Genomic DNA, 19,956 nt, shown 5'->3' with positions numbered 1-19,956 from the left:
TCAACGGACGACGGCCACCGCGCATTGGGCGTAGGCGGAGACGTGCTGGCTGACCGAGCCGAGCACCAGCCCGGCGAAGCCGCCGTGCCCGCGGGTGCCCACGACGAGCAGGTCGGCTTCCGCCGACTCCTCTATGAGGACCTTCGCGGGCGGCCCCTGCCTCACTCGGGGCTGGACCAGTACCTTCGGCTCGTCGCCGAGTTCCTCCTTGATCACCCGGACGAGGTCGTCGGCGGTGCGCTGGCTGGGGTCCGGGACGAACTTCTCCGACACGCTGACGCTGCCCATGGGCGGCATCAGCGTGTGCTCCCACGCGTTCACCACGACCAGATCCGCCCCGTGCTCGGCCGCCTCGGCCGCCGCCCAGGTCAACGCGACCCGACTGGCCGGTGAGCCGTCGACGCCGACCACGATCGTCTTCCATTCGCTCACCGTCGTCTCCCTTACGAGTGTCGACGCACCCGGCTCTGCTGGGACGCACCGTGAGCCGGGCGGATGGCGTGCATCCTCCCGCGCCGGACGCCGGATCCGCACCCGGAAGCGCCCGGGGACGTTCCGGTCCGCCACCCGGCCCGGCGGCCCGGCCCTGCCGTTTCCCAGGGACAAGCCGCGGTCGAAGGGCCGTCCCTGTTCCGATTGGCGGGCCGCACGCGCCAGGTCTAGCGTCCGCGACGCAGGTCGGACCTAGCCAGCGTCGGCAAAGGGGTCGTGATGACCACCACCGCATCCGAGACGGTCTCCACGGCGAGTGACGGGCAGGTCGAGCGACGGCCGATCATGTCGACCAGCGCGATCCTGATGATGAACCTGGGGTTCTTCGGGGTTCAGTTCAGCTTCGGCCTCACCCAGTCGGCGGTGAACCCGCTGTTCCTGCTGATCGGGGCGAAACCCGATCAGCTGCCGATCCTCAACCTCGCCGGCCCGATCACCGGACTGCTCATCCAGCCGTTGATCGGTGCGATCAGCGACCGGACCTGGAGTCCCCGGTGGGGTCGTCGTCGCCCCTTCGTGACCGCGGGCGCGCTCCTCTGCTCCGTCATCCTGTTCGTGTTCCCGTTCGTCGGCGTCCTGTGGCTGGCCGTGATCTGCTTCTGGCTCCTCGACGCCGGCAACAACACCTCCATGGAGCCCTACCGGGCCTTCATCTCCGACCGCCTCCCCAAGTCGCAGCTGGCCCGCGGCTTCCTGACCCAGAGCATGTTCACCGGGGCCGGTGCGGTGCTCGCCAACCTGTCGCTGTTCTTCCTGCAGAAGGTCGGGGCGCTGGACAAGACCGCCGGCAACGGCGTGCCCTACTGGATGTACGTCTGCTTCATGATCGGCACCTTCTGCATCCTGCTGACGGTGCTGACCGCGATGGCGCGGACGAAGGAGATCGCCCCGTCGGACGAGGAACTCGAGGAGATCCGCAACGCGCCCCGCGGGCTCCACCACGCGATCAACGACATCCGCGAGGCCGTCCGCGCCATGCCGGTCGCCATGCACAAGATCGGCCTGGTCTTCCTCTTCCAGTGGTACGCGATGTTCATCTACTGGCAGTTCCTGGCGGTCAGCCTCGGGGAGACGGTGTTCAACGCCACGCCCGAACGGGGAGGGCGCGCCTGGAACGACGCGATCGCCTGGAGCGGGCTGGAGAACGGCGCATACAACTTCATCACGATGATCTCCGCGCTGTTCCTCGTCGGTCTCGCCGTCCGGATCGGCGCCAAGCGGGTGCACGCCATCGCCCTCGGCCTGGCGGCTGGGGCGCTGATCTGGCTGGCACACATCCACAACCAGTACCTGGCGCTGGTGCCGATGATCGGGCTCGGCATCTTCTGGGCCAGCGCCGTCGGCGTGCCGTACCTGATGGTCGCCAGCATGGTCCCGGCGAAGCGCACCGGGGTCTACATGGGCATCCTCAACATGATGATCGTCGTGCCGATGCTGATCGAGACGGTCACGTTCGGCTGGATCTTCACGCACCTGCTCGACAGCAAGGGCAGCAACGCAATCACCCTCGCCGGCGTGCTCATGGGGATCGGTGCCGTCGCGATGCTGTGGGTGAACCCGCCCGACGAGGCGGACGAGTCGCCGATCATGCCGCTCGGAACCAAGCGCAGCATCACGGTGTACGACCGCGTCGTGGTCGGGTCCGACGGAACGCCCACCAGCCTGTACGCGGTCGACCGGGCGGCGGAGCTCGCCGAGGCCGCCCAGGCGCGGCTCGTCGTCGTCACCGCCTACCAGGACGACGGCGGCGCCGCGCCGAGCCCGGGCGATCGGGTGCATCACGATCTGCACGGTCTCCAGGCGGCCACCAAGGCCCTGAACAAGTCGGTCGCCGGCCTCACCAGGGAGCGGGTGCGATACATCGACCAGCGGCTGGTCCGCGGCGACGCGGCGCAGGCGCTGCTCGAAACGGTCGGCCGGAACCCGGCGAACCTCATCGTCGTGGGCAACCGCGGCCTCGGGGCCAAGGACGGCCAGCTCCTGGGATCCGTGCCCGGTGACGTTGTGAAGAACGCCGTCTGCGACGTCCTCGTCGTGCAGACCTCGGCCCTCGACGAGGACCGGCTCTTCGCCGCGCATCCCACCGACGCCGCCGTCCCGGGTGGCTGAGCGGCGCGGTGACCGACCGGGACGTCGCGCCGCTCAGGCGTCGAAGTCGACCGTGACCGCCTCGGACACCGGCAGGGTCTGGCAGGTGAGCACGTAGCCGGCGTCGACCTCGGCAGGCTCGAGCGCGTAGTTGCGGCGCATCGTGACCTCGCCGTCGGTGACGCGTGCCCGGCAGGTGCCGCAGACGCCGCCCTTGCAGGCGAACGGCAGATCGCCGCGCACCTTCTGTGCGGAGTCGAGCACGGGGACGCCCTGGGGGAGGGCCATCGTCGTGGACCGGCCGTCCAGGACGATCGTCACCTGGCTGCTGGGTCCGACGACGGTCTCCTCGTCCCCGCGCACCGGCTCCGGCGGCACGTCGTCGACGTAGAAGAGCTCCTGGTGCACCTTCTCCGTCGGCACCCCGAGCTCGGCGAGCAGGGCGCGGGCGTCATCGACCATCCCGTGCGGACCGCAGAGCCACCAGTGGTCCACCCGCTCGGCGTCGACCAGGTTGTCGACCAGGGTGCGCAGGCGGGCGCCGTCCAGGCGTCCGCTGGTGAGATCGGCGTCGCGCGGTTCGCGGGAGAGCACGTGCACCAGCTGCAGCCGCGTGCCGTACCGGTCCTTCAGGTCGGCGAGCTCGTCGGCGAACATCACCGTGTTGGTGCGACGGTTGCCGTAGAAGACGGTGACCGTCGACTTCCCGTCCCGCAGCACCGTGCCGGCCAGCGACAGCACGGGCGTGATGCCGGAGCCCGCCGCGACGAAGACGTGGTCGCCCGGCACGTCGAGGTCGGCCGTGAACGTGCCCGACGGCGGCAGCACCTCGATGGTGTCGCCCGGCCGCACCTGGTGCACGAGGTAGGAGGAGAAGAAGCCGCCGGGCACCTCGCGGACGCCGACCCGCGGCTGGGCGCCCACGGGTGCGCAGATCGAGTAGGACCGGCGCTCGTCGCGACCGTCCTCCACGCGGCGCAGGGTGAGCGCCTGGCCCGGTTTGAAGTCGTAGTCCCCGGCCAGGTCGTCGGGGATGTCGAAGGTGACCGCGACGGCGTCGTCGGTCAGTTGCTCGACGCGCGCCACCGTCAACGGGTGGAACTGCGGTCGGCGCCGGGCGGGGGCGCTCATCAGATCTCCTTCATGTGCTCGAAGGGCTCGCGGCAGCTCCGGCAGCGGCGGAGCGCCTTGCACGCGGTCGCGCCGAACTCGGAGATCTCCTCGGTGTCGGACGACCCGCACACCGGGCAGGCCGCCGTCCGCCGGGTCGGGCCGAGGCTCAGTGGCACGGGTCCGCTCGAGCGGACCGGGGCATCGCCGGGCGGGGCGATGCCGCCGGCGGCGAGCTTCCGGCGCCCCTCGGCGCTGATCCAGTCGGTGGACCAGGCGGGGGAGAGGACGGTGCGCACGTCGACGTCGCCGAAGCCGGCGCGGTGCAGCGCGTGCACGAGGTCTGCGCGCATGACGCCCATCGCCGGGCAGCCGGTGTAGGTCGGGGTGATCTCGACGACCACGGTGCCCTCCTCGACCCGGACGTCGCGCAGCACGCCGAGGTCGGCGAGGGTGAGCAGCGGCAGCTCCGGGTCGGTGACCGTCGCGGCCACCTGCCACGGGTCCGTCGTCGTCCGTTCCGCCGTTCCGGCGCTCACCACGTCGCCGCCGGGTGCTCGCGGGCGAGGCTCTGCAGCGGCCCGAGGAGCTCGGCGAGCTCGGGGCCGTGCTCCCCGAGGCGGCCGCGGGGAGGCGCGTCGGCCGGCCAGGCCGGCACGGTCAGGGTCGCGCGCTCCAGCACCTGGGTGAGGACGTCATGCACCTCGCCGCGGACGGACGACGGGTCGACGGCCACCCCGGCCGCGGTGAGCCGGAGCTCGAGCTCGGTGGGGGAGAAGACGTCGTCGAGCAGGGGCCACACCGCGTCGGCGCCGGCCTGCGCCCGGCGGTGCGACTCCTCCGTGCCGTCGCCCAGGCGCAGCACCCAGCGACCGGCGTGGTCGCGGTGGTAGGTCAGCTCGTTGACGCCCTTCGCGGCGATCGCGGCCAGCACCGGGTCCCGCGAGTCCCGCAGCCGCGCGAACACGGCGAGCCGGACGGTCGAGGCCGCGAGCAGCCGGACCACCGTCTGCGCGAAGTCGCCGTTGGGCGCGGCCACGAGGGCGGTGCTGCGGAACTCGTCGGGGTCCCGGAAGTAGGCCAGTGCGTCCTCGTCGGGGATCGACTCGGTGGCCTGTGTCCGGGAGCGGCCCAGGACGCCGACCGAGCCCGCCCGGGCCAGCAAGAGCCGGGCCTGGCCCAGGAGGTCGAGGGCGATGTTGCCGATCGCCACCTCCTCCTCGAGCTCGGGGGCCGAGGTGATCCACTGCGTCAGCCGCTGGGCGAGGACGAGTGCGTCGTCGCCCAGCATGAGGCAGTACTCGCCGAGGTCGGCCGGGTCGACGCCGTCGGGCACGGTGGTGTCGACGCCGGCCAGCGGCTCGTCGAAGCCGGTGCCGAACGCCCAGTGCCCCTCGCCGCTGTCGGCGTGGTCGAGCGCGTCGTACACGGTTTCTTCATGCATGGGGACTCCTTGAGGAGGCCCCCGTGCAGGGGCCCGGCGCGAGCCTGCGAGCGGTGGGGGGCACGGGGGTCCTTTCCGAGCGGTGGTGGGGAGGAGGTGGGTCCTTCACATGTGGGGGACGTTGTCGGGGATCTCGTAGAAGGTCGGGTGGCGGTAGACCTTGTCGCCGCTGGGCGCGAACATCGGGTTCTTCTCGTCCGGGCTGGAGGCGGTGATGTCGGCGGCCTTGACCACCCAGATGCTCACGCCCTCGTTGCGCCGCGTGTACAGGTCGCGGGCTGCGTGCACGGCCATCTCGTCGTCCGGGGCGTGCAGCGAGCCCACGTGCACGTGGTTGATGCCGCGCTTGCCCCGCACGAAGACCTCGTAGAGCGGCCAGTCCCGGCGGCTGATCGACTGCTTCGGCTCGACCGGCACCTCCGGCCCGGTGGGAATCGCGCCGTGGCCGCCCTCGGCGGTGACGTCGGTGCTCATGCGGCGGCTCCCTCGTGCTTGCGGGCGTACGCGGTCGCGGCCTCGATGACCCAGGCGTTGTCGTCGCGTGCGGCCCGGCGGCGCCGGATCCGCTCGGCGTTCGCCGGCCCGTTGCCGCTGACGACGCGCTTGAACTCGTCCCAGTCGATCGCCCCGAACCGGTAGTGGCCGGTCTCCGGGTCGAGGGAGAGCTCCGGATCGGGCAGCGTCACGCCGAGGACCTCGGCCTGCGGCACCGACATGTCGACATAGCGCTGGCGCAGCTCGTCGTTGCTGTGCCGCTTGATGCCCCACGCCATCGACTGCGCCGAGTTCGGGCTGTCGTCGTCGGGCGGGCCGAACATCATCAGCGACGGCCACCACCAGCGGTCGACGGCGTCCTGCACCATCGCCCGCTGCGCGTCGGTGCCGCGCATCATCGTCAGGAGCAGCTCGTAGCCCTGGCGCTGGTGGAAGGACTCCTCTTTGCAGACGCGGATCATCGCTCTCGCGTACGGCCCGTAGGAGGAGCGGCACAGCGGCACCTGGTTGCAGATCGCCGCACCGTCGACCAGCCAGCCGATGACCCCGACGTCGGCGTAGGTGAGCGTCGGGTAGTTGAAGATCGAGCTGTACTTCTGCCGGCCCTCGATGAGCTTGTCGGTGAGGTCGGCCCGGTCGGCGCCGAGCGTCTCGGCCGCCGAGTACAGGTACATGCCGTGCCCGGCCTCGTCCTGCACCTTGGCGAGCAGGATCGCCTTGCGCCGGAGGCTCGGCGCGGCCAGCAGCCAGTCGCCCTCGGGCTGCATGCCGATGATCTCGGAGTGCGCGTGCTGCGCGATCTGGCGCACCAGCGTCTTGCGGTAGCCCTCGGGCATCCAGTCGCGGGGTTCGATCCGGTGCTCGGCGGCGATTGTGGCGTCGAACTGCGCCTGCAGCTCCGCCTCGTCGACGCGGTCCAGGGTGGAAGTCATGCACTCACCTCGAGGTCGGAACATTACTGACCGAGTGGTCGGTAATTAGTCTGCACGAGGTGCGCCATCGACACAAGTGCTGGCGGGAAACGTTCCGCCGGACGTCTTGACACGGGCCTGGTGGAAGGAGTTGATTACTGACCACCCGGTCTGTAATTGATGCCCGGGCACGACGTCGCGCACCCATGGAGGGGCCCCGGATGACCGCATCGACGAGCCAGCAGACCCGCAGGTTGGGCACAGCGCCCGCCCCCGAGTTGCTGGACCCCGCCGAGCGGATGGGCATCGACGAGCTGCGCGCCGTCCAGCTCGAGCGCCTGCAGTGGACGCTCCGGCACGCCTACGAGAACGTGCCGCACTACCGGGGCGCCTTCGACGCCGCCGGCGTGCATCCCGACGACTGCCGTGAGCTGTCCGACCTGGCGAAGTTCCCCACCACCAGCAAGTCCGACCTGCGCGACAACTACCCGTTCGGGATGTTCGCCGTCCCGCAGGAGCAGGTGCGCCGTGTGCACGCGTCGAGCGGCACCACCGGCCGGCCGACGGTGGTGGGCTACACCGAGCGCGACATCGACACCTGGGCCACCGCGATGGCCCGTTCGATCCGCGCGGCCGGCGGGCGGGCGGGGGACAAGCTGCACAACGCGTACGGCTACGGGTTGTTCACCGGTGGGCTCGGCGCGCACTACGGCGCGGAGAAGCTCGGCTGCACCGTCATCCCCGTCTCCGGCGGCATGACCCCGCGCCAGGTCCAGCTCATCAACGACTTCCGACCCCGCGTGATCATGGTGACGCCGTCCTACATGCTCACCGTCATCGACGAGTTCGAGAAGCAGGGTCTCGATCCGCGGTCGAGCTCCCTGGAGATCGGCATCTTCGGCGCCGAGCCCTGGACCGAGCAGATGCGGCAGGAGATGGAGGAGCGCCTCGACATCGAGGCCGTCGACATCTACGGCCTGTCCGAGGTCATGGGCCCGGGCGTCGCGCAGGAGTGCGTGGAGACCAAGGACGGCCTGCACATCTGGGAGGACCACTTCTACCCGGAGATCCTCGACCCGCTCACCGGCGAGGTGCTGCCCGAGGGGGAGAAGGGGGAGCTGGTCTTCACGTCCCTGTCCAAGGAGGCCATGCCGGTCATCCGGTACCGCACCCGCGACCTCACCCGGCTCCTGCCGGGCACCGCTCGACCGGGCATGCGGCGGATGGAGAAGGTCACCGGCCGCACCGACGACATGATCATCCTGCGTGGGGTGAACCTGTTCCCGACCCAGATCGAGGAGATCGTGCTGCGGACGCCGGGGCTGTCGCCGCACTTCGCCCTCGAGCTGACCACCCGCGGCCGCATGGACCACTTGATCTGCCGCATCGAGGCGCGCCCCGAGTGTGCTGCCGACCGGCGGAACCCCGCGGCCGCCGAGGTGCAGAAGGCCGTGAAGGACGTCGTGGGCACGAGCATCGAGGTGCTCGTCGTCGACCCCGACACGCTCCCGCGCTCGGTGGGCAAGCTGCAGCGGCTGGCCGACCACCGGACGCACGGGTGAGCGTGGACGAACGGGTCCCGGCCCGACGGGGCCGCCCCGGGCACTCCCTGGACACCCTGCTCGACGCGGCCGTCGCGCTGTTCAACGAGCGCGGCTACGAGGCCACCAGCGTCGACGAGGTCGCCGGTCGGCTCGGCGTCACCAAGTCGGCGGTCTACCACCACGTGCCGAGCAAGGTCGAGCTGCTGCGGCTGGCGCTGGACCGCGCGCTGGACGCGCTGTTCGCCGTCACCGAGGAGACCGGGGCCACCACCGGCCCCGCGATCGGCCGGCTCGAGTACGTCGTCCGCGGGTCCGTGCGGGTGCTGACCGCCGAGCTGCCGTTCGTCACGCTGCTGCTCCGGTTGCGTGGCAACACCGAGATCGAGCGGACGGCGCTGCACCGGCGCCGCGAGTTCGACCGGGTGGTCGCCGGGCTCGTGCGCGCGGCCGAGCACGAGGGGGACGTGCGCAGCGACGTCGACCCCGCGGTCATCAGCCGGCTGCTGTTCGGCACCGTCAACTCGCTCACCGAGTGGTACCGCCCCGGCGGTGACCTCTCGCCCGAGGACCTCGCGGACGCCGTCGTCACGATCACCTTCTCCGGCCTCCGCACCTGACCACCGAGGACTTTCTGTACAGGAAGTCCCGAGAGGAGCCTTCGATGACCACTGCACCGATGCTGGAGAGCTACGTCGCCGGCGGTTGGTTCGCGGCCACGGACGACGGCGCCCCCGTCGCCGACGCGGTGACCGGGGAGACCGTCGTCCGGGTGAGCAGCACCGGCCTCGACGTGCCAGCGATGCTCGACCACGCCCGCACCGTCGGGGGGCCGGCGCTGCGCGAGCTCACGTTCCACCAGCGCGCGGGCCTGCTCAAGCAACTGGCGCTGCGGCTCATGGCCGACAAGGACGCGCTGTACGCGCTGTCGCACCGCACCGGTGCCACCGACCGCGACAGCGCGGTCGACATCGACGGCGGGATCGGCACCGTGCTGTCCTACGCGAGCAAGGCCAAGCGCGAGCTGCCGGACGACACCGTCGTGCTGGACGGCGCGGTCGAGCCGCTCGGCAAGCGCGGCACGTTCGCCGGTCAGCACCTCTGGACCCCGATGCGCGGTGTCGCGGTGCAGATCAACGCCTTCAACTTCCCCGTGTGGGGCTTCCTGGAGAAGCTCGCCCCCGCGTTCCTCGCCGGCGTCCCGTCGATCGTGAAGCCGGCCAGCCAGACCGCCTACCTGACCGAGGCGGTGTTCCGCCGCATCATCGACAGCGGCCTGCTGCCCGAGGGGACGGTGCAGTTGCTCGCCGGCAGCGCGGCCGGGGTGCTCGACCAGCTCACCGGCCAGGACCTCGTGTTCTTCACCGGCTCCGCCGCGACCGCACGCAAGCTGCGCAGCACGCCCTCGGTCGTCGGGAACTCGGTGCGGTTCAACGCCGAGGCGGATTCGCTCAACTGCTCGGTGCTCGGCCCGGACGCGACGCCGGACACCCCCGAGTTCGGGCTGTTCGTCGACCAGCTGGTCACCGAGATGACGGTCAAGGCCGGGCAGAAGTGCACCGCGATCCGCCGTGCCTTCGTCCCGCGCGAGCTGATGGACGACGTCGCGGAGGCCACCCGCGCGCAGCTCGCGGACGTCGTCGTCGGCGCGCCCGGGGCGGACGGCGTGACCATGGGCGCGCTGGCGAGCCTGGACCAGCGCCAGGAAGTGCTGCGTGCGGTCAAGGCGCTGCGCGGCGTGGCGGAACTGCTGACCCCCGAGGACGTCGAGGTGATCGGCGCGGACAAGGACCGCGGAGCCTTCCTGCCGCCGATGCTGCTGCGCTGCGACGACCTGGCCGCCGCCGAACCGCACGACATCGAGGCGTTCGGACCGGTCAGCACCCTGCTGCCCTACGACGGCGTCGCACAGGCCGTGGAGCTCGCCGCCCGCGGGCAGGGCAGCCTGGTCGGCTCGGTGGTCACCCACGACCGGCGGTTCGCCCGCGAGTTCGTGCTGGGCGCCGCCCACGCGCACGGCCGGATCCTGGTGCTCGACCGGGACGACGCCCGCGAGAACACCGGCCACGGCTCGCCGCTGCCGGTGCTCGTGCACGGCGGCCCCGGCCGGGCGGGCGGCGGCGAGGAGCTCGGCGGCATCCGCGGCGTGCTGCACCACATGCAGCGCACCGCCGTCCAGGGCTCGCCCGACATGCTCACCGCGGTCGGCGGCCGGTGGGTGACGGGCGCGGAGCGGCACGAGGACGGCGTCCACCCGTTCCGCAAGTCGCTCGCCGAGCTGCGGGTCGGCGACTCGGTCACGGCCGGACCCCGCGCGGTGACGCTCGAGGACATCGAGCACTTCGCCGAGTTCACCGGCGACACCTTCTACGCCCACATGGACGAGGCGGCCGCCGCGGCCAACCCGCTGTTCGGCGGCCGGGTGGCGCACGGCTACCTCATCGTGAGCTGGGCGGCCGGCCTGTTCGTCGACCCCGACCCGGGCCCGGTGCTGGCCAACTACGGCGTGGACAACCTGCGCTTCCTGACACCGGTCAAGCCGGGGGAGGAGCTGACGGTCACGCTCACGGCCAAGCAGATCAGCCCGCGGGGCGGAGCCGAGCACGGCGAGGTGCGGTGGGACGCGGTCGTCGTCAACGGCGAGGGGAAGCCGGTGGCGACGTACGACGTCCTCACCATGGTCGCGAAGACCTGGCCGGCGGCCTGAGGGCTCCTGCTCGACGGCGTCCTCCAGTCATACGAACTCGTGGCCATCGGGCGCTCGGGTTCAAGGGGTCGATGCAACACCCCGGTGATTTGGGGTGGCGTCCGGTGGCGTGCGGCGTCACCTCCGGCGGAACGGCTCGTTGACCAGTGCCGCTGCTGCCGCCTCCCGGAGGAGACGCCGATGTCCGCACGGAACCGCCTGCTTCTCCTGCCGCTCGTCCCGCTGCTGCTCGCCGCCTGGGTGACCCCGGCGGGGGCCGCGCCGGCCGACCCCTGCGCGAACCAGGGCTCCCTCACGGTGCCCGGCGCCGAGCACCAGCAGGTGTCGTGCGAGACCGATCTCTCCGCCACCGTCCTGTCGACCAAGGGACTCAGCGACGCCAGCGACTGGGAGGGGCTCCACTCCCAGAAGACGGTGAACCCGCCGGCCGGCGGTGGCATCCAGATCGACGGCTACTTCCCCGACGACTCGACGACGAACGCGACCCACGGCTGGAACCACGACTCCCAGTTCGTGATCCGGCTGCCCGCGAACTGGAACGGCCAGCTGGTGGTCACCGGGGCGCCCGGTGTCCGCAAGCAGTACGCGCCCGACTACATCATCAGCGACTGGGTGCTGTCCCAGGGCTACGCCTACGCGTCGACCGACAAGGGCAACACGGGGACGTCGTTCTACGAGAACGGTGCCCGCTCGGCACCCGGCCAGGCGGTGCGCGAATGGCACGACCGCGTCACGGAGCTGACGCGCGCCACCAAGGAGGTCGTCGCCCAGCGCTACGGCTCCGCCCCGACCCGCACCTGGATGACCGGCATCTCCAACGGCGGCTACCTCACCCGCTGGCAGCTGGAGAACCACCCCGAGCTCTACGACGGCGGTGTCGACTGGGAGGGGACGCTGATGACCCCCGACGGGCCCAACCTCTTCACCTACCTGCCGACGGCGCTGAAGCAGTACCCGCAGGCCGAGGTCGACCCGGCCGCCAAGCAGGCGATGTACGACGTCGGCTTCATGCCCGGCTCCGAAGTGCTCTGGCCCGACCACTACGGCGAGTACTGGGACCTCACCCAGCGGACCTACCGGGAGGCCTTCGACCCGGACTACGACGGCGCGACGAAGGCCGGGTCGCCGTTCTGCAAGATCGGCACCGCACCGGGCACGCTGGGTGCCTGCGACGCCGACTACGACTACGCGAGCCGGCCGCCGGCGGTGCACCAGGCGGTGGGTCTGGTCTCGCTGACCGGCCGGATCGGCAAGCCGATGATCACCCTGCACGGCGACCTCGACGCGCTGCTGCCGATCCGGACCGACTCCGACGTCTACGACCGCATGATCACCCAGGCCGGACGGGGCAAGCTGCACCGCTACTACACGATCCAGGGCGGCAACCACGTCGACGGCCGCGCCGACCTCTACCCGCAGCAGCTCCGGCCGATCCTGCCCTGCTACCGCGAGGCCTTCCTCCGACTGACCGCATGGGTCACCACCGGGAAGCAGCCGCCGGCCACGCAGACCGTCGCCCGTCAGCCCACCAGCGACGAGGCCAACACCTGTCCGCAGCTGGCCGCGACGTCCTCGGGCGGCGGGCACGGGAACGGCCACGGGAACGGCCACGGGAACGGCCACGGGAACGGGAACGGGAACGGGAACGGGAACGGGAACGGGAACGGGAACGGGAACGGGAACGGCACACCGCCCCGGCGCGACCGCTGACCGGCAGCCTCTTGCCACGGTCCTGCCGGGCGGCCACGCTGGGCAGCGGGATCCCGCACTCCCGAGGAGACATCGTGGAGCAGCGACAGGCGCAGCAGCGGCCGGATGAGGCCCCGGCCGACTACGAGTACGACGAGGCGCACGACCGGTCGGCCCACGAGGCACCCGTGCACGTGCCGCAGCCCAGGCCGGCCCGGGCGCCGGAGGGGCGATGGGAAGCCGACGGCGACATGGGGTACGACGAGGCCCACGGCTTCTGATCGAGGCCGCTGCCGGGGTCAGGCCGGCGCGGTGCCGCGGGCGCGGCGGATCGGCGCGACCGTCGGCACGGGCTCGGTGGTCAGGAAGTCCAGCACCAGGGCGTTGACCAGGTGCGGTTTCTCCTGGGTGAGGAAGTGCGAGGTGCCCGGCACGATCGCGAGCTCCGCATCCGGCAGCGCGTCGAACATCTGGACGGCGTGCCCGAGCGTCATCAGGTCGTCGTCGGCGAACATCACCAGTGAACGGCAGGGGATCCTCGCGAGCTCCGCGGGGTCGACGTGCGGCTCGTTCCGCATCATCGCGGCGATCTTGTCGACGACGACGGGGAAATGCGCCTCGCCGTCGGGGGACACCTCCCCGTAGGCCGGCCCGAGGAATCTCACCACCTCGTCGGCGTCGAAGGCGATGTCCGCGGCCTCGCCGGACTTGTCGAATCCGCCGCTGATCATCACCAGCCGGCTGATCAGCTCCGGCCGGTGGATGGCCACGAGCATCGCGACGACGGCCCCGTCGCTGTGCCCGACCAGCGCCGCCGGGCGGCGCACCACCTGCTCGAGGAACGCCACGGTGTCGTCGGCCATCACCTGGTACGTGATCGGGCCCTCGACGTCCGGCGTGTGCCCGTGTCCGCGGCGCTCGGGCATGTAGACGTGAAACCGCTCCGTCAGCGGCGCGAGGTTCGGTGCGAACCACCGCGAGTCCACCAGGCCGCCGTGCAGCAGGACGAGCGGATCGCCCTCCCCGTGCTCGTCGTACCAGGTCCGCACCCTCCCCAACTGCACGTACTGCGCCATGGCGTCGCCTCCGCGAGGCATTCGACACCCGCCGGGAGTCCCGATGGGCGTTCCGGTTCACGGGAGCCGTAACCGATGGAAGGGTCGGTGCGTGACCCCGCCGGGACCGTTCGAGTTGACGCTCGACCGCGTCCTGCGGGCGTCCGCGGAGCGGGTCTTCCAGGCGCTCACCCGCCCCGCCGACATCGCGCGGTGGTGGGGGCCGGACGGCTTCGAGATCCCCGAGGTGGAGCTGGATCTCCGGGTGGGCGGTGGTTACCGCTTCACCATGCAGCCGCCAGTGGGCGAGGTCTTCCACGTGTCCGGCGAGTACCTCGAGATCATCCCGCCGTCCCGCCTCGCCTACAGCTTCCGCTGGGACGAGCCCACCCCGGACGACCGCGAGACGGTCGTGACGCTCACCCTCGAGGGCCGGGACCGGGGCGCGAGGCTGTCGCTGCGGCACGGGAGTTTCGCGACCGAGGAGAGGCTCGAACTGCATCGCGGTGGATGGACCGACAGCTTCGGCAAGCTCGCGGCACTGCTCGCGACGACGCCCCCTTGATCGGTCTCCCGTCGACGGGCAGGCTGTGAGGGACACCACATCGCGCCGGAGGCTGCCGTGGAAGCTCATGTCGGAGACCGCATCGTCGTCCACTCCACACACCAGGGGGAGGCGGAGCGCGTGGGTGAGGTCCTGGAATGCCACGAGCCGGACGGCGGCCCGCCGTACAGGGTGCGCTGGGAGCCCGATGGTCACACCGGGCTCTTCTACCCGGCCGGGACTGCGGCCGTGGTCCACCACACCGGCCCCTCGCACTGAGGGGCCGTACTCATGGCCAAGGACACCGCGACGGCGCCCGCCCCCCGGCCCGCCGGCAAAGTACGCAACGTGGCCCTCGTCGGCCACGCCGGGTCGGGGAAGACCACCCTGGCCGAGGCCCTGCTCGTCGCCACCGGCGCCCTGCCCCGGGCCGGCCGGGTCGAGGACGGCACGACCGCCCTGGACACCGAGGACGTCGAGATCCGCCAGCAGCGCTCGGTGTCCCTCGGCGTGGCCACCGTCGAGCACGAGGGTCACAAGATCACGCTGCTCGACACCCCCGGGTCGCCGGACTTCGTCGGGGAGCTGCGGGCCGGCCTGCGGGCCGCGGACGCCGCCCTGTTCGTCGTCTCCGCCGTGAACGGGGTGGATGCCACCACCGTGCAGCTGTGGGAGGAGTGCGCCGCAGTCGGCATGCCGCGGGCCGTCGTCATCACCCAGCTCGATCGGGCCCGCGCCGACGTCGACGACGCCGTCCGGACGTGCCAGCGGGTGCTGGGGGAGGGGGTCTACCCGGTCCACCTGCTCGACCGGGGTCCCGACGGCGCCGTCCGCGGCGTGGTCTCGCTGCTCGATCCCGACGTCGACGCCCCGGACGCCGACCGCCTGCGGTCCGAGCTCATCGAGGGGATCATCGGCGAGAGCGAGGACGAGGCGCTGATGGAGCGCTACCTGGCCGGCGACCAGCTCGTCCAGGACGACCTGATCTCCGACCTGGAGACCGCCGTCGCCCGGGCCCACTTCCATCCGGTGCTGCTCGCGGCCCCGCTGAGTGGCGTCGGCATCGACTCCCTCCTGGAGCTCATGGTGGCCGGCTTCCCGTGCCCGGCCGAGCACGGCTGCCCGGTGGTCACCCGGCCCGACGGCTCGCCGGCCCCGCCGCTGGCCTGCGACCCGGACGGGCCGCTGGTCGCCGAGATCGTGAAGACGACGACCGACCCCTACCTGGGCCGGGTCTCCCTGGTGCGCGTCTTCTCCGGCACCCTGAGCCCCGACATCCCCGTGCACGTGTCGGGCCACGGCCTCGCCGACCGGGGCCACCCCGACCACGACGTCGACGAGCGGGTCGGCGCCATCTCCTCACCGCTCGGCGCCACGCTCCGGCCGGTGGCGTCCTGTCCGGCGGGGGACATCTGCGCCATCGCCCGGCTGGTCAGCGCCGAGACCGGGGACACGCTGTCCTCCCCGGACGATCCGCGCCTCGTCCCGCCCTGGGACCTGCCCACCCCGCAGCTGCCCGTCGCCGTGGAGGCCGCCTCGCACGCCGACGAGGACCGGTTGGCGACGGCGCTGGCCCGGCTGGTCGCCGAGGACCCGACGGTGCGGCTCGAGCGGCGTGCCGACACCGGGCAGCTGCTGCTGTGGACGGTGGGGGAGGCGCACGCGGAGGTCCTGCTGGAGCGGCTGCGCACGCGGCACGGCGTGGCGGTGAACACCGTGCCGGTGCGCGTGCCCATGGTCGAGACCCTCGCCGGACCCGCGCAGGTCACCGGCCGGCACGTGAAGCAGTCCGGCGGGCACGGCCAGTACGCCGTCGTCGTCGTCGAGGCCGAGCCCGGACCGCCCGGGTCGGGCGTCGTGTTCGAGCAGCGCATCGTCGGCGGCACGGTGCCCAGCCAGTTCCACGGCAGCGTGGAGAAGGGCATCCGCACCCAGGCCCAGCGCGGCATCAGCGGCGACCGGCCGATCGTCGACGTCCACGTGACCCTGGTCGACGGCAAGTCGCACTCCGTCGACTCCTCCGACGCTGCCTTCCAGGCCGCCGGGGCGCTGGCGCTGCGCGAGCTGGCCGCGGCCGCCGGCACGCGCATCCTCGAGCCGTGGGTGGAGGTGCAGGTCGTCGTCCCGGGGGAGTACGTGGGCGCGGTGATGAGCGACCTGTCCGGACGGCGCGCCCGGGTCACCGGCAGCGAGGCCGACCCGGTTCGCGACCGGACGACGGTCCGCGCCGAGGTGCCCGAGATCGAGCTGCTCACCTATCCGGGCGTGCTGCGCTCGGTGACCCACGGGACGGGCAGCTTCACCCGCGTGCCCCTCGGCTACGAGCCCGCCCCGGCGAACCTGGCCGTGCCCGCCTAGGAACGGCCCGGTCCAGAGGCTCGCCGCGAGCCTGCGAGCGGTGCGGAGGACCGGGGCCTGTCGGCTAGCCTCGGACACGGTGTGTCGCGGGTGGTGGGGCTGGAGGGGTTGTGACGTCGTCGAACGGTTCCCCGGCGGCTGCGCCCGTGTCCCGGGGAGCCCCCGCCGTCCTGGACCGCGACGACCTGCCCGACCGGGTCTGGACGCTGCCGAACGCCCTCTCCGTGCTGCGCCTGCTGGGCGTCCCGCTGTTCCTGTGGCTGCTCCTGGGCCCGGAGGAGGACGGGTGGGCGCTGGTCGTCCTGATGGTGTCGGGCTTCACCGACTGGCTGGACGGCAAGCTCGCCCGCTGGCTGGACCAGGGCAGCCGGCTCGGCGCCCTGCTCGACCCGGCCGCCGACCGCCTCTACATCGTCTGCACGCTCGTGGCCCTGGCGATCCGGGACGTCGTGCCGGTGTGGGTGGTCGTCGCGCTGCTCGGCCGCGAGCTCGTGCTGGGCGTTCTGCTCCTGGTCCTGCGCCGGTACGGCTATCCGCCGCTGCAGGTGCACTACCTCGGCAAGGCCGCGACGCTGCTGCTGCTCTACGCGTTCCCGATCCTGCTGATCGCCGACGGCGAGGGAACGCTCGCCCGCGTCGCCGAGCCGTTCGCCTGGGCCTTCACCATCTGGGGCACCGCGCTCTACCTGCTGGCCGGACTGTTCTACGTCGTCCAGGTGGCCGGCATCGTGCGGTCCGAGCGGACAGCGTCGACCGTCCCGTGACCACGCCGTGACCGCACCCCCGCGCGCCAGCGCGCCCCGCTCCCTCGGCGCATCCCTGCTCGACGCCGTCCTCGCCGAGACCCTCGACCCGGCCTACGCCCAGGCCGCGCAGGCCCGCGCGGCCGGCCGGCCGCAGCGCCCCCGGTGGCGCGGCCGGGCACTGGTGGCGCTGACGATGGCGATCGCGGGCCTCCTGGTGGCGGTCACCTACGACCAGGCGGCGGCGGGGGCGGAGGGACGCGAGCAGGTCCGGCAGGCACTGATCGGGGACATCGACAAGGAGTCCTCGGTCAGCGACGACCTGCAGCACCAGCTGGAGTCGCTGAGCACGCAGGTGACCCGCACCCGCGACGAGCTGCTGGCCCACAGCACCGTGGGTCAGCGGGCGCTGGACGAACTGGACCGCGCCGAGCAGGGGTCGGCCGCCGTCAAGGTCACCGGCCCGGGCCTGCTGATCACCCTGGCCAACGCCGAGCCGACCGCCGGCGGCGACCCGGTCGGCGGCACCGCGGAGGACAACCCTCAGGGGAGGGTGCAGGACGGCGACCTGCAGATGGTGGTCAATGCCCTCTGGGCCGCCGGGGCCGAGGCGGTCAGCATCAACGGCCAGCGCCTGGGTCCGCTCACGGCCATCCGGTTCGCCGGCGAGGCGGTGCTCGTCGACTTCCGGCCGGTCACCAACCCTTATCTGGTGAGTGCGATCGGCGACCCAGACACGCTCGCCGGCAAGTTCCTCACCGTCCCGGAGGTCATCCAGCTGGCCGGGTACTCCAAGGCGTTCGGCCTGCGCTTCGACTACGCCCGGAAGGACAAGCTCACCCTGCCTGCCGCCTCCATCCCCGAGCTCCGCAACGCCGTGCCGGAGGCCCCCACCGGGGATGCCGCCGCCACCGACCCCACGCCGGGAGGCTGACCCGTGATCCCGATCCTCGGACTCGCGGCGGGCGTCCTGCTCGGCTTGTTCCTCGACCCGACCGTGCCCCTGGCCCTGCAGCCCTACCTGCCGATCGCCGTCGTCGCGGCCCTGGACGCCGTCTTCGGCGGCTTCCGCGCCCGGCTGGACGGGATCTTCGACGCGAAGGTGTTCGTGATCTCGTTCGTGTCCAACGTCGTCGTCGCCGCGCTCATCGTGTTCCTGGGTGACCAGCTCGGCGTCGGGGCCCAGCTGTCGACGGCGGTCGTCGTCGTCCTCGGCATCCGCATCTTCGGCAACGCCGCAGCCATCCGACGGCACGTGTTCCGGGCATGAGCGAGGAGCAGCCCACCGGGCGCGCCGGCTCGCCGGAGCCGGCCGAGGACGCCGTGCCCGAGCCCCCGGACGAGCAGGTGACGGACGCCGAACCGCAGCCGGACGCCGAACCGCGGCCGGCCGCCGAGCCAGAGCCGGACGCCGAACCGCAGCCGGACGCCGAACCGGAGCCGGTACTCGCGGCAGACCCTCAACCCGAACCTGAGGTAGAGGGTGCGGAAGGACCGGTCGCCGAGCCCACCCGCGACCGGCCGGCGGTGACCGTCCGGGCCCGGCGGGGCCGCGACCCGCTGGCCGCCGCGCTGATCGGCGTTCTCACCCTGCTGCTCGGGTTCGCCTTCGCCGTCCAGGTCCGCAACGTCGGCAACGACCAGGCGCTCAGCGGCGCCCGCGAGGAGGACCTCGTTCGCATCCTGGACGACCTCAACGCTCGCGAGGAGCGGCTCCGCGAGCAGATCACCGACCAGCGCACGGCCCTCGGGCAGCTCTCCAGCACCGACAGCCGGTCGGCGACGGCGCTGGAGGAGGCGCAGAAGCGCGCCGAGGCGATCGGCATCCTCAACGGCACCGTGGCCGCCGAGGGACCCGGCATGACGATGACCGTCCGGGATCCCGATCGCGCCGTGCGGGTCGCCGACGTGCTCGACGCGATCCAGGAACTGCGCGGCGCCGGGGCCGAGACGATGCAGATCGACGGCGTCCGCGTGGGTGTGTCGACGGCGGTCACGGGGTCCCCCGGGAACCTGATGATCGACGGGCGGCCGATCACCTCGCCCTACGAGTTCGTCGTCATCGGCTCCCCGCAGGACATGGAGACGGCCATGAAGATCCCCGGCGGTGTGGCGCCCCGATTCACCAGCCGGGGGGCGACGGTCGACATCAAGCAGTCGGACAAGGTGGTCGTGGATGCGTTGCGGCCGCTCGACGTGCCTCAATACGCTTCGCCGAACACCGGCAAATGATCGACGACCCCCTGGAGACGCACCCCATGGCCACACCGGACGACCGCCGCTACACCGACCAGCACGAGTGGGCGCTGGTCCAGGGCAGCGACGGCACGTCCAGCGTCGTCCGGGTGGGCATCACCGACCACGCGCAGGACGCTCTCGGCGACATCGTCTTCGTCCAGCTTCCCGCGGTCGGCGACGAGGTGGCACCCGGCACGCCGATCGGCGAGGTGGAGTCCACCAAGTCCGTGTCGGACGTCTACGCGCCGGTGGCCGGTGTCGTGGCCGCCGTGAACGAGCTGCTCGACAGTGCTCCCGAGACCGTCAACGCCGACCCGTACGGCGAGGGCTGGCTCGTGGAGATCAGCGTGCCGGGCGAGGGCGGCGACCCGATCGGGCAGCTGCTCGACGCCGACGCCTACCAGGCGCTGGTCGACGGCTCCTGACCGGGCCGCTGCCAGGCTGTACCGAAGGGAGATCACTATGATCTCCTCAGCCTGCACGTCCGGTTGACCCTCGGGCCGACCGGCTGGTTCCATGACCCACGGCCCGCCGCTCAGCT

General features: G+C 72.0%; 21 protein-coding genes. 14 read left to right on the top strand and 7 right to left on the bottom strand.

Annotated elements, in window-relative coordinates; translation table 11 throughout:
* Entirely contained in the window at nucleotides 1–432 is a 432-nt protein-coding gene (locus AC2H4J_RS07750) for a universal stress protein (RefSeq protein WP_487464275.1), read from the bottom strand.
* Nucleotides 433–711: 279 nt separating this feature from the next.
* Between AC2H4J_RS07750 and AC2H4J_RS07745 the strand changes: the two genes are divergently transcribed.
* The gene (locus tag AC2H4J_RS07745; protein WP_487464274.1) at nucleotides 712–2,601 is read left to right on the top strand and encodes an MFS transporter; all 1,890 of its coding nucleotides are present in this window, start codon (nucleotides 712–714) and stop codon (nucleotides 2,599–2,601) included.
* Nucleotides 2,602–2,634: 33 nt separating this feature from the next.
* Here the strand turns inward: AC2H4J_RS07745 and paaE are convergent, their stop codons facing one another.
* From paaE to paaA, 5 genes are all read right to left on the bottom strand, one after another.
* Nucleotides 2,635–3,711 (bottom strand): 1,2-phenylacetyl-CoA epoxidase subunit PaaE, encoded by a 1,077-nt coding sequence (gene paaE, locus AC2H4J_RS07740; protein WP_487464273.1) that lies wholly within the window; start codon nucleotides 3,709–3,711, stop codon nucleotides 2,635–2,637.
* Nucleotides 3,711–4,229 (bottom strand): 1,2-phenylacetyl-CoA epoxidase subunit PaaD, encoded by a 519-nt coding sequence (paaD, locus tag AC2H4J_RS07735; protein ID WP_487464272.1) that lies wholly within the window; start codon nucleotides 4,227–4,229, stop codon nucleotides 3,711–3,713. The genes paaE and paaD overlap by 1 nt, the downstream gene beginning before the upstream one ends.
* Entirely contained in the window at nucleotides 4,226–5,134 is a 909-nt protein-coding gene (gene paaC, locus AC2H4J_RS07730) for a 1,2-phenylacetyl-CoA epoxidase subunit PaaC (protein WP_487464271.1), read from the bottom strand. Before paaC ends, paaD begins: the two co-directional genes overlap by 4 nt.
* A gap of 105 nt (nucleotides 5,135–5,239) precedes the next feature.
* Nucleotides 5,240–5,608 carry a 1,2-phenylacetyl-CoA epoxidase subunit PaaB gene (paaB, locus tag AC2H4J_RS07725; RefSeq protein WP_487464270.1) on the bottom strand — a complete coding sequence of 123 codons (369 nt, stop codon included), beginning with the start codon at nucleotides 5,606–5,608 and terminating at the stop codon, nucleotides 5,240–5,242.
* Nucleotides 5,605–6,561: a 1,2-phenylacetyl-CoA epoxidase subunit PaaA gene (paaA, locus tag AC2H4J_RS07720; RefSeq protein WP_487464269.1), complete on the bottom strand. Its 957-nt coding sequence runs from the start codon at nucleotides 6,559–6,561 to the stop codon at nucleotides 5,605–5,607. Before paaA ends, paaB begins: the two co-directional genes overlap by 4 nt.
* A gap of 200 nt (nucleotides 6,562–6,761) precedes the next feature.
* Here paaA and paaK point away from each other — a divergent pair, with 200 nt between their 5' ends.
* The 5 genes from paaK (at nucleotide 6,762) to AC2H4J_RS07695 (ending at nucleotide 12,758) form a co-directional block, all read left to right on the top strand.
* The gene (gene paaK, locus AC2H4J_RS07715) at nucleotides 6,762–8,102 is read left to right on the top strand and encodes a phenylacetate--CoA ligase PaaK (RefSeq protein ID WP_487464268.1); all 1,341 of its coding nucleotides are present in this window, start codon (nucleotides 6,762–6,764) and stop codon (nucleotides 8,100–8,102) included.
* Nucleotides 8,099–8,701 (top strand): TetR/AcrR family transcriptional regulator, encoded by a 603-nt coding sequence (locus AC2H4J_RS07710; RefSeq protein ID WP_487464267.1) that lies wholly within the window; start codon nucleotides 8,099–8,101, stop codon nucleotides 8,699–8,701. Before paaK ends, AC2H4J_RS07710 begins: the two co-directional genes overlap by 4 nt.
* A 44-nt stretch (nucleotides 8,702–8,745) precedes the next feature.
* Entirely contained in the window at nucleotides 8,746–10,788 is a 2,043-nt protein-coding gene (gene paaZ / locus AC2H4J_RS07705) for a phenylacetic acid degradation bifunctional protein PaaZ (RefSeq protein ID WP_487464266.1), read from the top strand.
* 180 nt (nucleotides 10,789–10,968) lie between these two features.
* Nucleotides 10,969–12,498, top strand: coding sequence for a tannase/feruloyl esterase family alpha/beta hydrolase (locus tag AC2H4J_RS07700; RefSeq protein ID WP_487464265.1), 1,530 nt, complete (start codon nucleotides 10,969–10,971; stop codon nucleotides 12,496–12,498).
* A gap of 74 nt (nucleotides 12,499–12,572) precedes the next feature.
* Nucleotides 12,573–12,758, top strand: a complete 186-nt coding sequence (locus AC2H4J_RS07695) for a hypothetical protein (protein ID WP_487464264.1) — start codon at nucleotides 12,573–12,575, stop codon at nucleotides 12,756–12,758.
* An 18-nt stretch (nucleotides 12,759–12,776) separates the two neighbouring features.
* On the opposite strand, the gene AC2H4J_RS07690 is transcribed toward AC2H4J_RS07695, so the two are convergent.
* Nucleotides 12,777–13,553, bottom strand: coding sequence for an alpha/beta fold hydrolase (locus AC2H4J_RS07690; RefSeq protein ID WP_487464263.1), 777 nt, complete (start codon nucleotides 13,551–13,553; stop codon nucleotides 12,777–12,779).
* A gap of 91 nt (nucleotides 13,554–13,644) precedes the next feature.
* Here AC2H4J_RS07690 and AC2H4J_RS07685 point away from each other — a divergent pair, with 91 nt between their 5' ends.
* From AC2H4J_RS07685 to gcvH, 8 genes are all read left to right on the top strand, one after another.
* Nucleotides 13,645–14,097, top strand: a complete 453-nt coding sequence (locus tag AC2H4J_RS07685) for an SRPBCC family protein (RefSeq protein ID WP_487464262.1) — start codon at nucleotides 13,645–13,647, stop codon at nucleotides 14,095–14,097.
* Nucleotides 14,098–14,154: 57 nt separating this feature from the next.
* Nucleotides 14,155–14,355, top strand: a complete 201-nt coding sequence (locus tag AC2H4J_RS07680) for a DUF1918 domain-containing protein (protein ID WP_487464261.1) — start codon at nucleotides 14,155–14,157, stop codon at nucleotides 14,353–14,355.
* Nucleotides 14,356–14,367: 12 nt separating this feature from the next.
* Nucleotides 14,368–16,434 carry an elongation factor G-like protein EF-G2 gene (locus AC2H4J_RS07675; protein ID WP_487464260.1) on the top strand — a complete coding sequence of 689 codons (2,067 nt, stop codon included), beginning with the start codon at nucleotides 14,368–14,370 and terminating at the stop codon, nucleotides 16,432–16,434.
* Nucleotides 16,435–16,580: 146 nt separating this feature from the next.
* Nucleotides 16,581–17,198 carry a cardiolipin synthase ClsA gene (clsA, locus tag AC2H4J_RS07670; RefSeq protein ID WP_487464259.1) on the top strand — a complete coding sequence of 206 codons (618 nt, stop codon included), beginning with the start codon at nucleotides 16,581–16,583 and terminating at the stop codon, nucleotides 17,196–17,198.
* Between the two features lie 7 nt (nucleotides 17,199–17,205).
* Nucleotides 17,206–18,111, top strand: coding sequence for a DUF881 domain-containing protein (locus tag AC2H4J_RS07665; RefSeq protein ID WP_487464258.1), 906 nt, complete (start codon nucleotides 17,206–17,208; stop codon nucleotides 18,109–18,111).
* Nucleotides 18,112–18,114: 3 nt separating this feature from the next.
* On the top strand, nucleotides 18,115–18,447 hold the full coding sequence (locus AC2H4J_RS07660) for a small basic family protein (RefSeq protein WP_029336354.1): 333 nt from the start codon (nucleotides 18,115–18,117) through the stop codon (nucleotides 18,445–18,447).
* Nucleotides 18,444–19,409: a DUF881 domain-containing protein gene (locus AC2H4J_RS07655; protein ID WP_487464257.1), complete on the top strand. Its 966-nt coding sequence runs from the start codon at nucleotides 18,444–18,446 to the stop codon at nucleotides 19,407–19,409. Before AC2H4J_RS07660 ends, AC2H4J_RS07655 begins: the two co-directional genes overlap by 4 nt.
* A complete protein-coding gene (gene gcvH / locus AC2H4J_RS07650; RefSeq protein WP_487464256.1) occupies nucleotides 19,406–19,840 on the top strand; it encodes a glycine cleavage system protein GcvH in 435 nt (144 codons plus the stop codon). Before AC2H4J_RS07655 ends, gcvH begins: the two co-directional genes overlap by 4 nt.
* The last annotated feature ends 116 nt before the right edge of the window (nucleotides 19,841–19,956 follow it).

It is taken from the genome of Blastococcus sp. OS1-29 (assembly GCF_057628075.1).
Note: the sequence above shows the minus strand (reverse complement) of the source record. Positions and strands in the feature narration are given on the sequence as shown.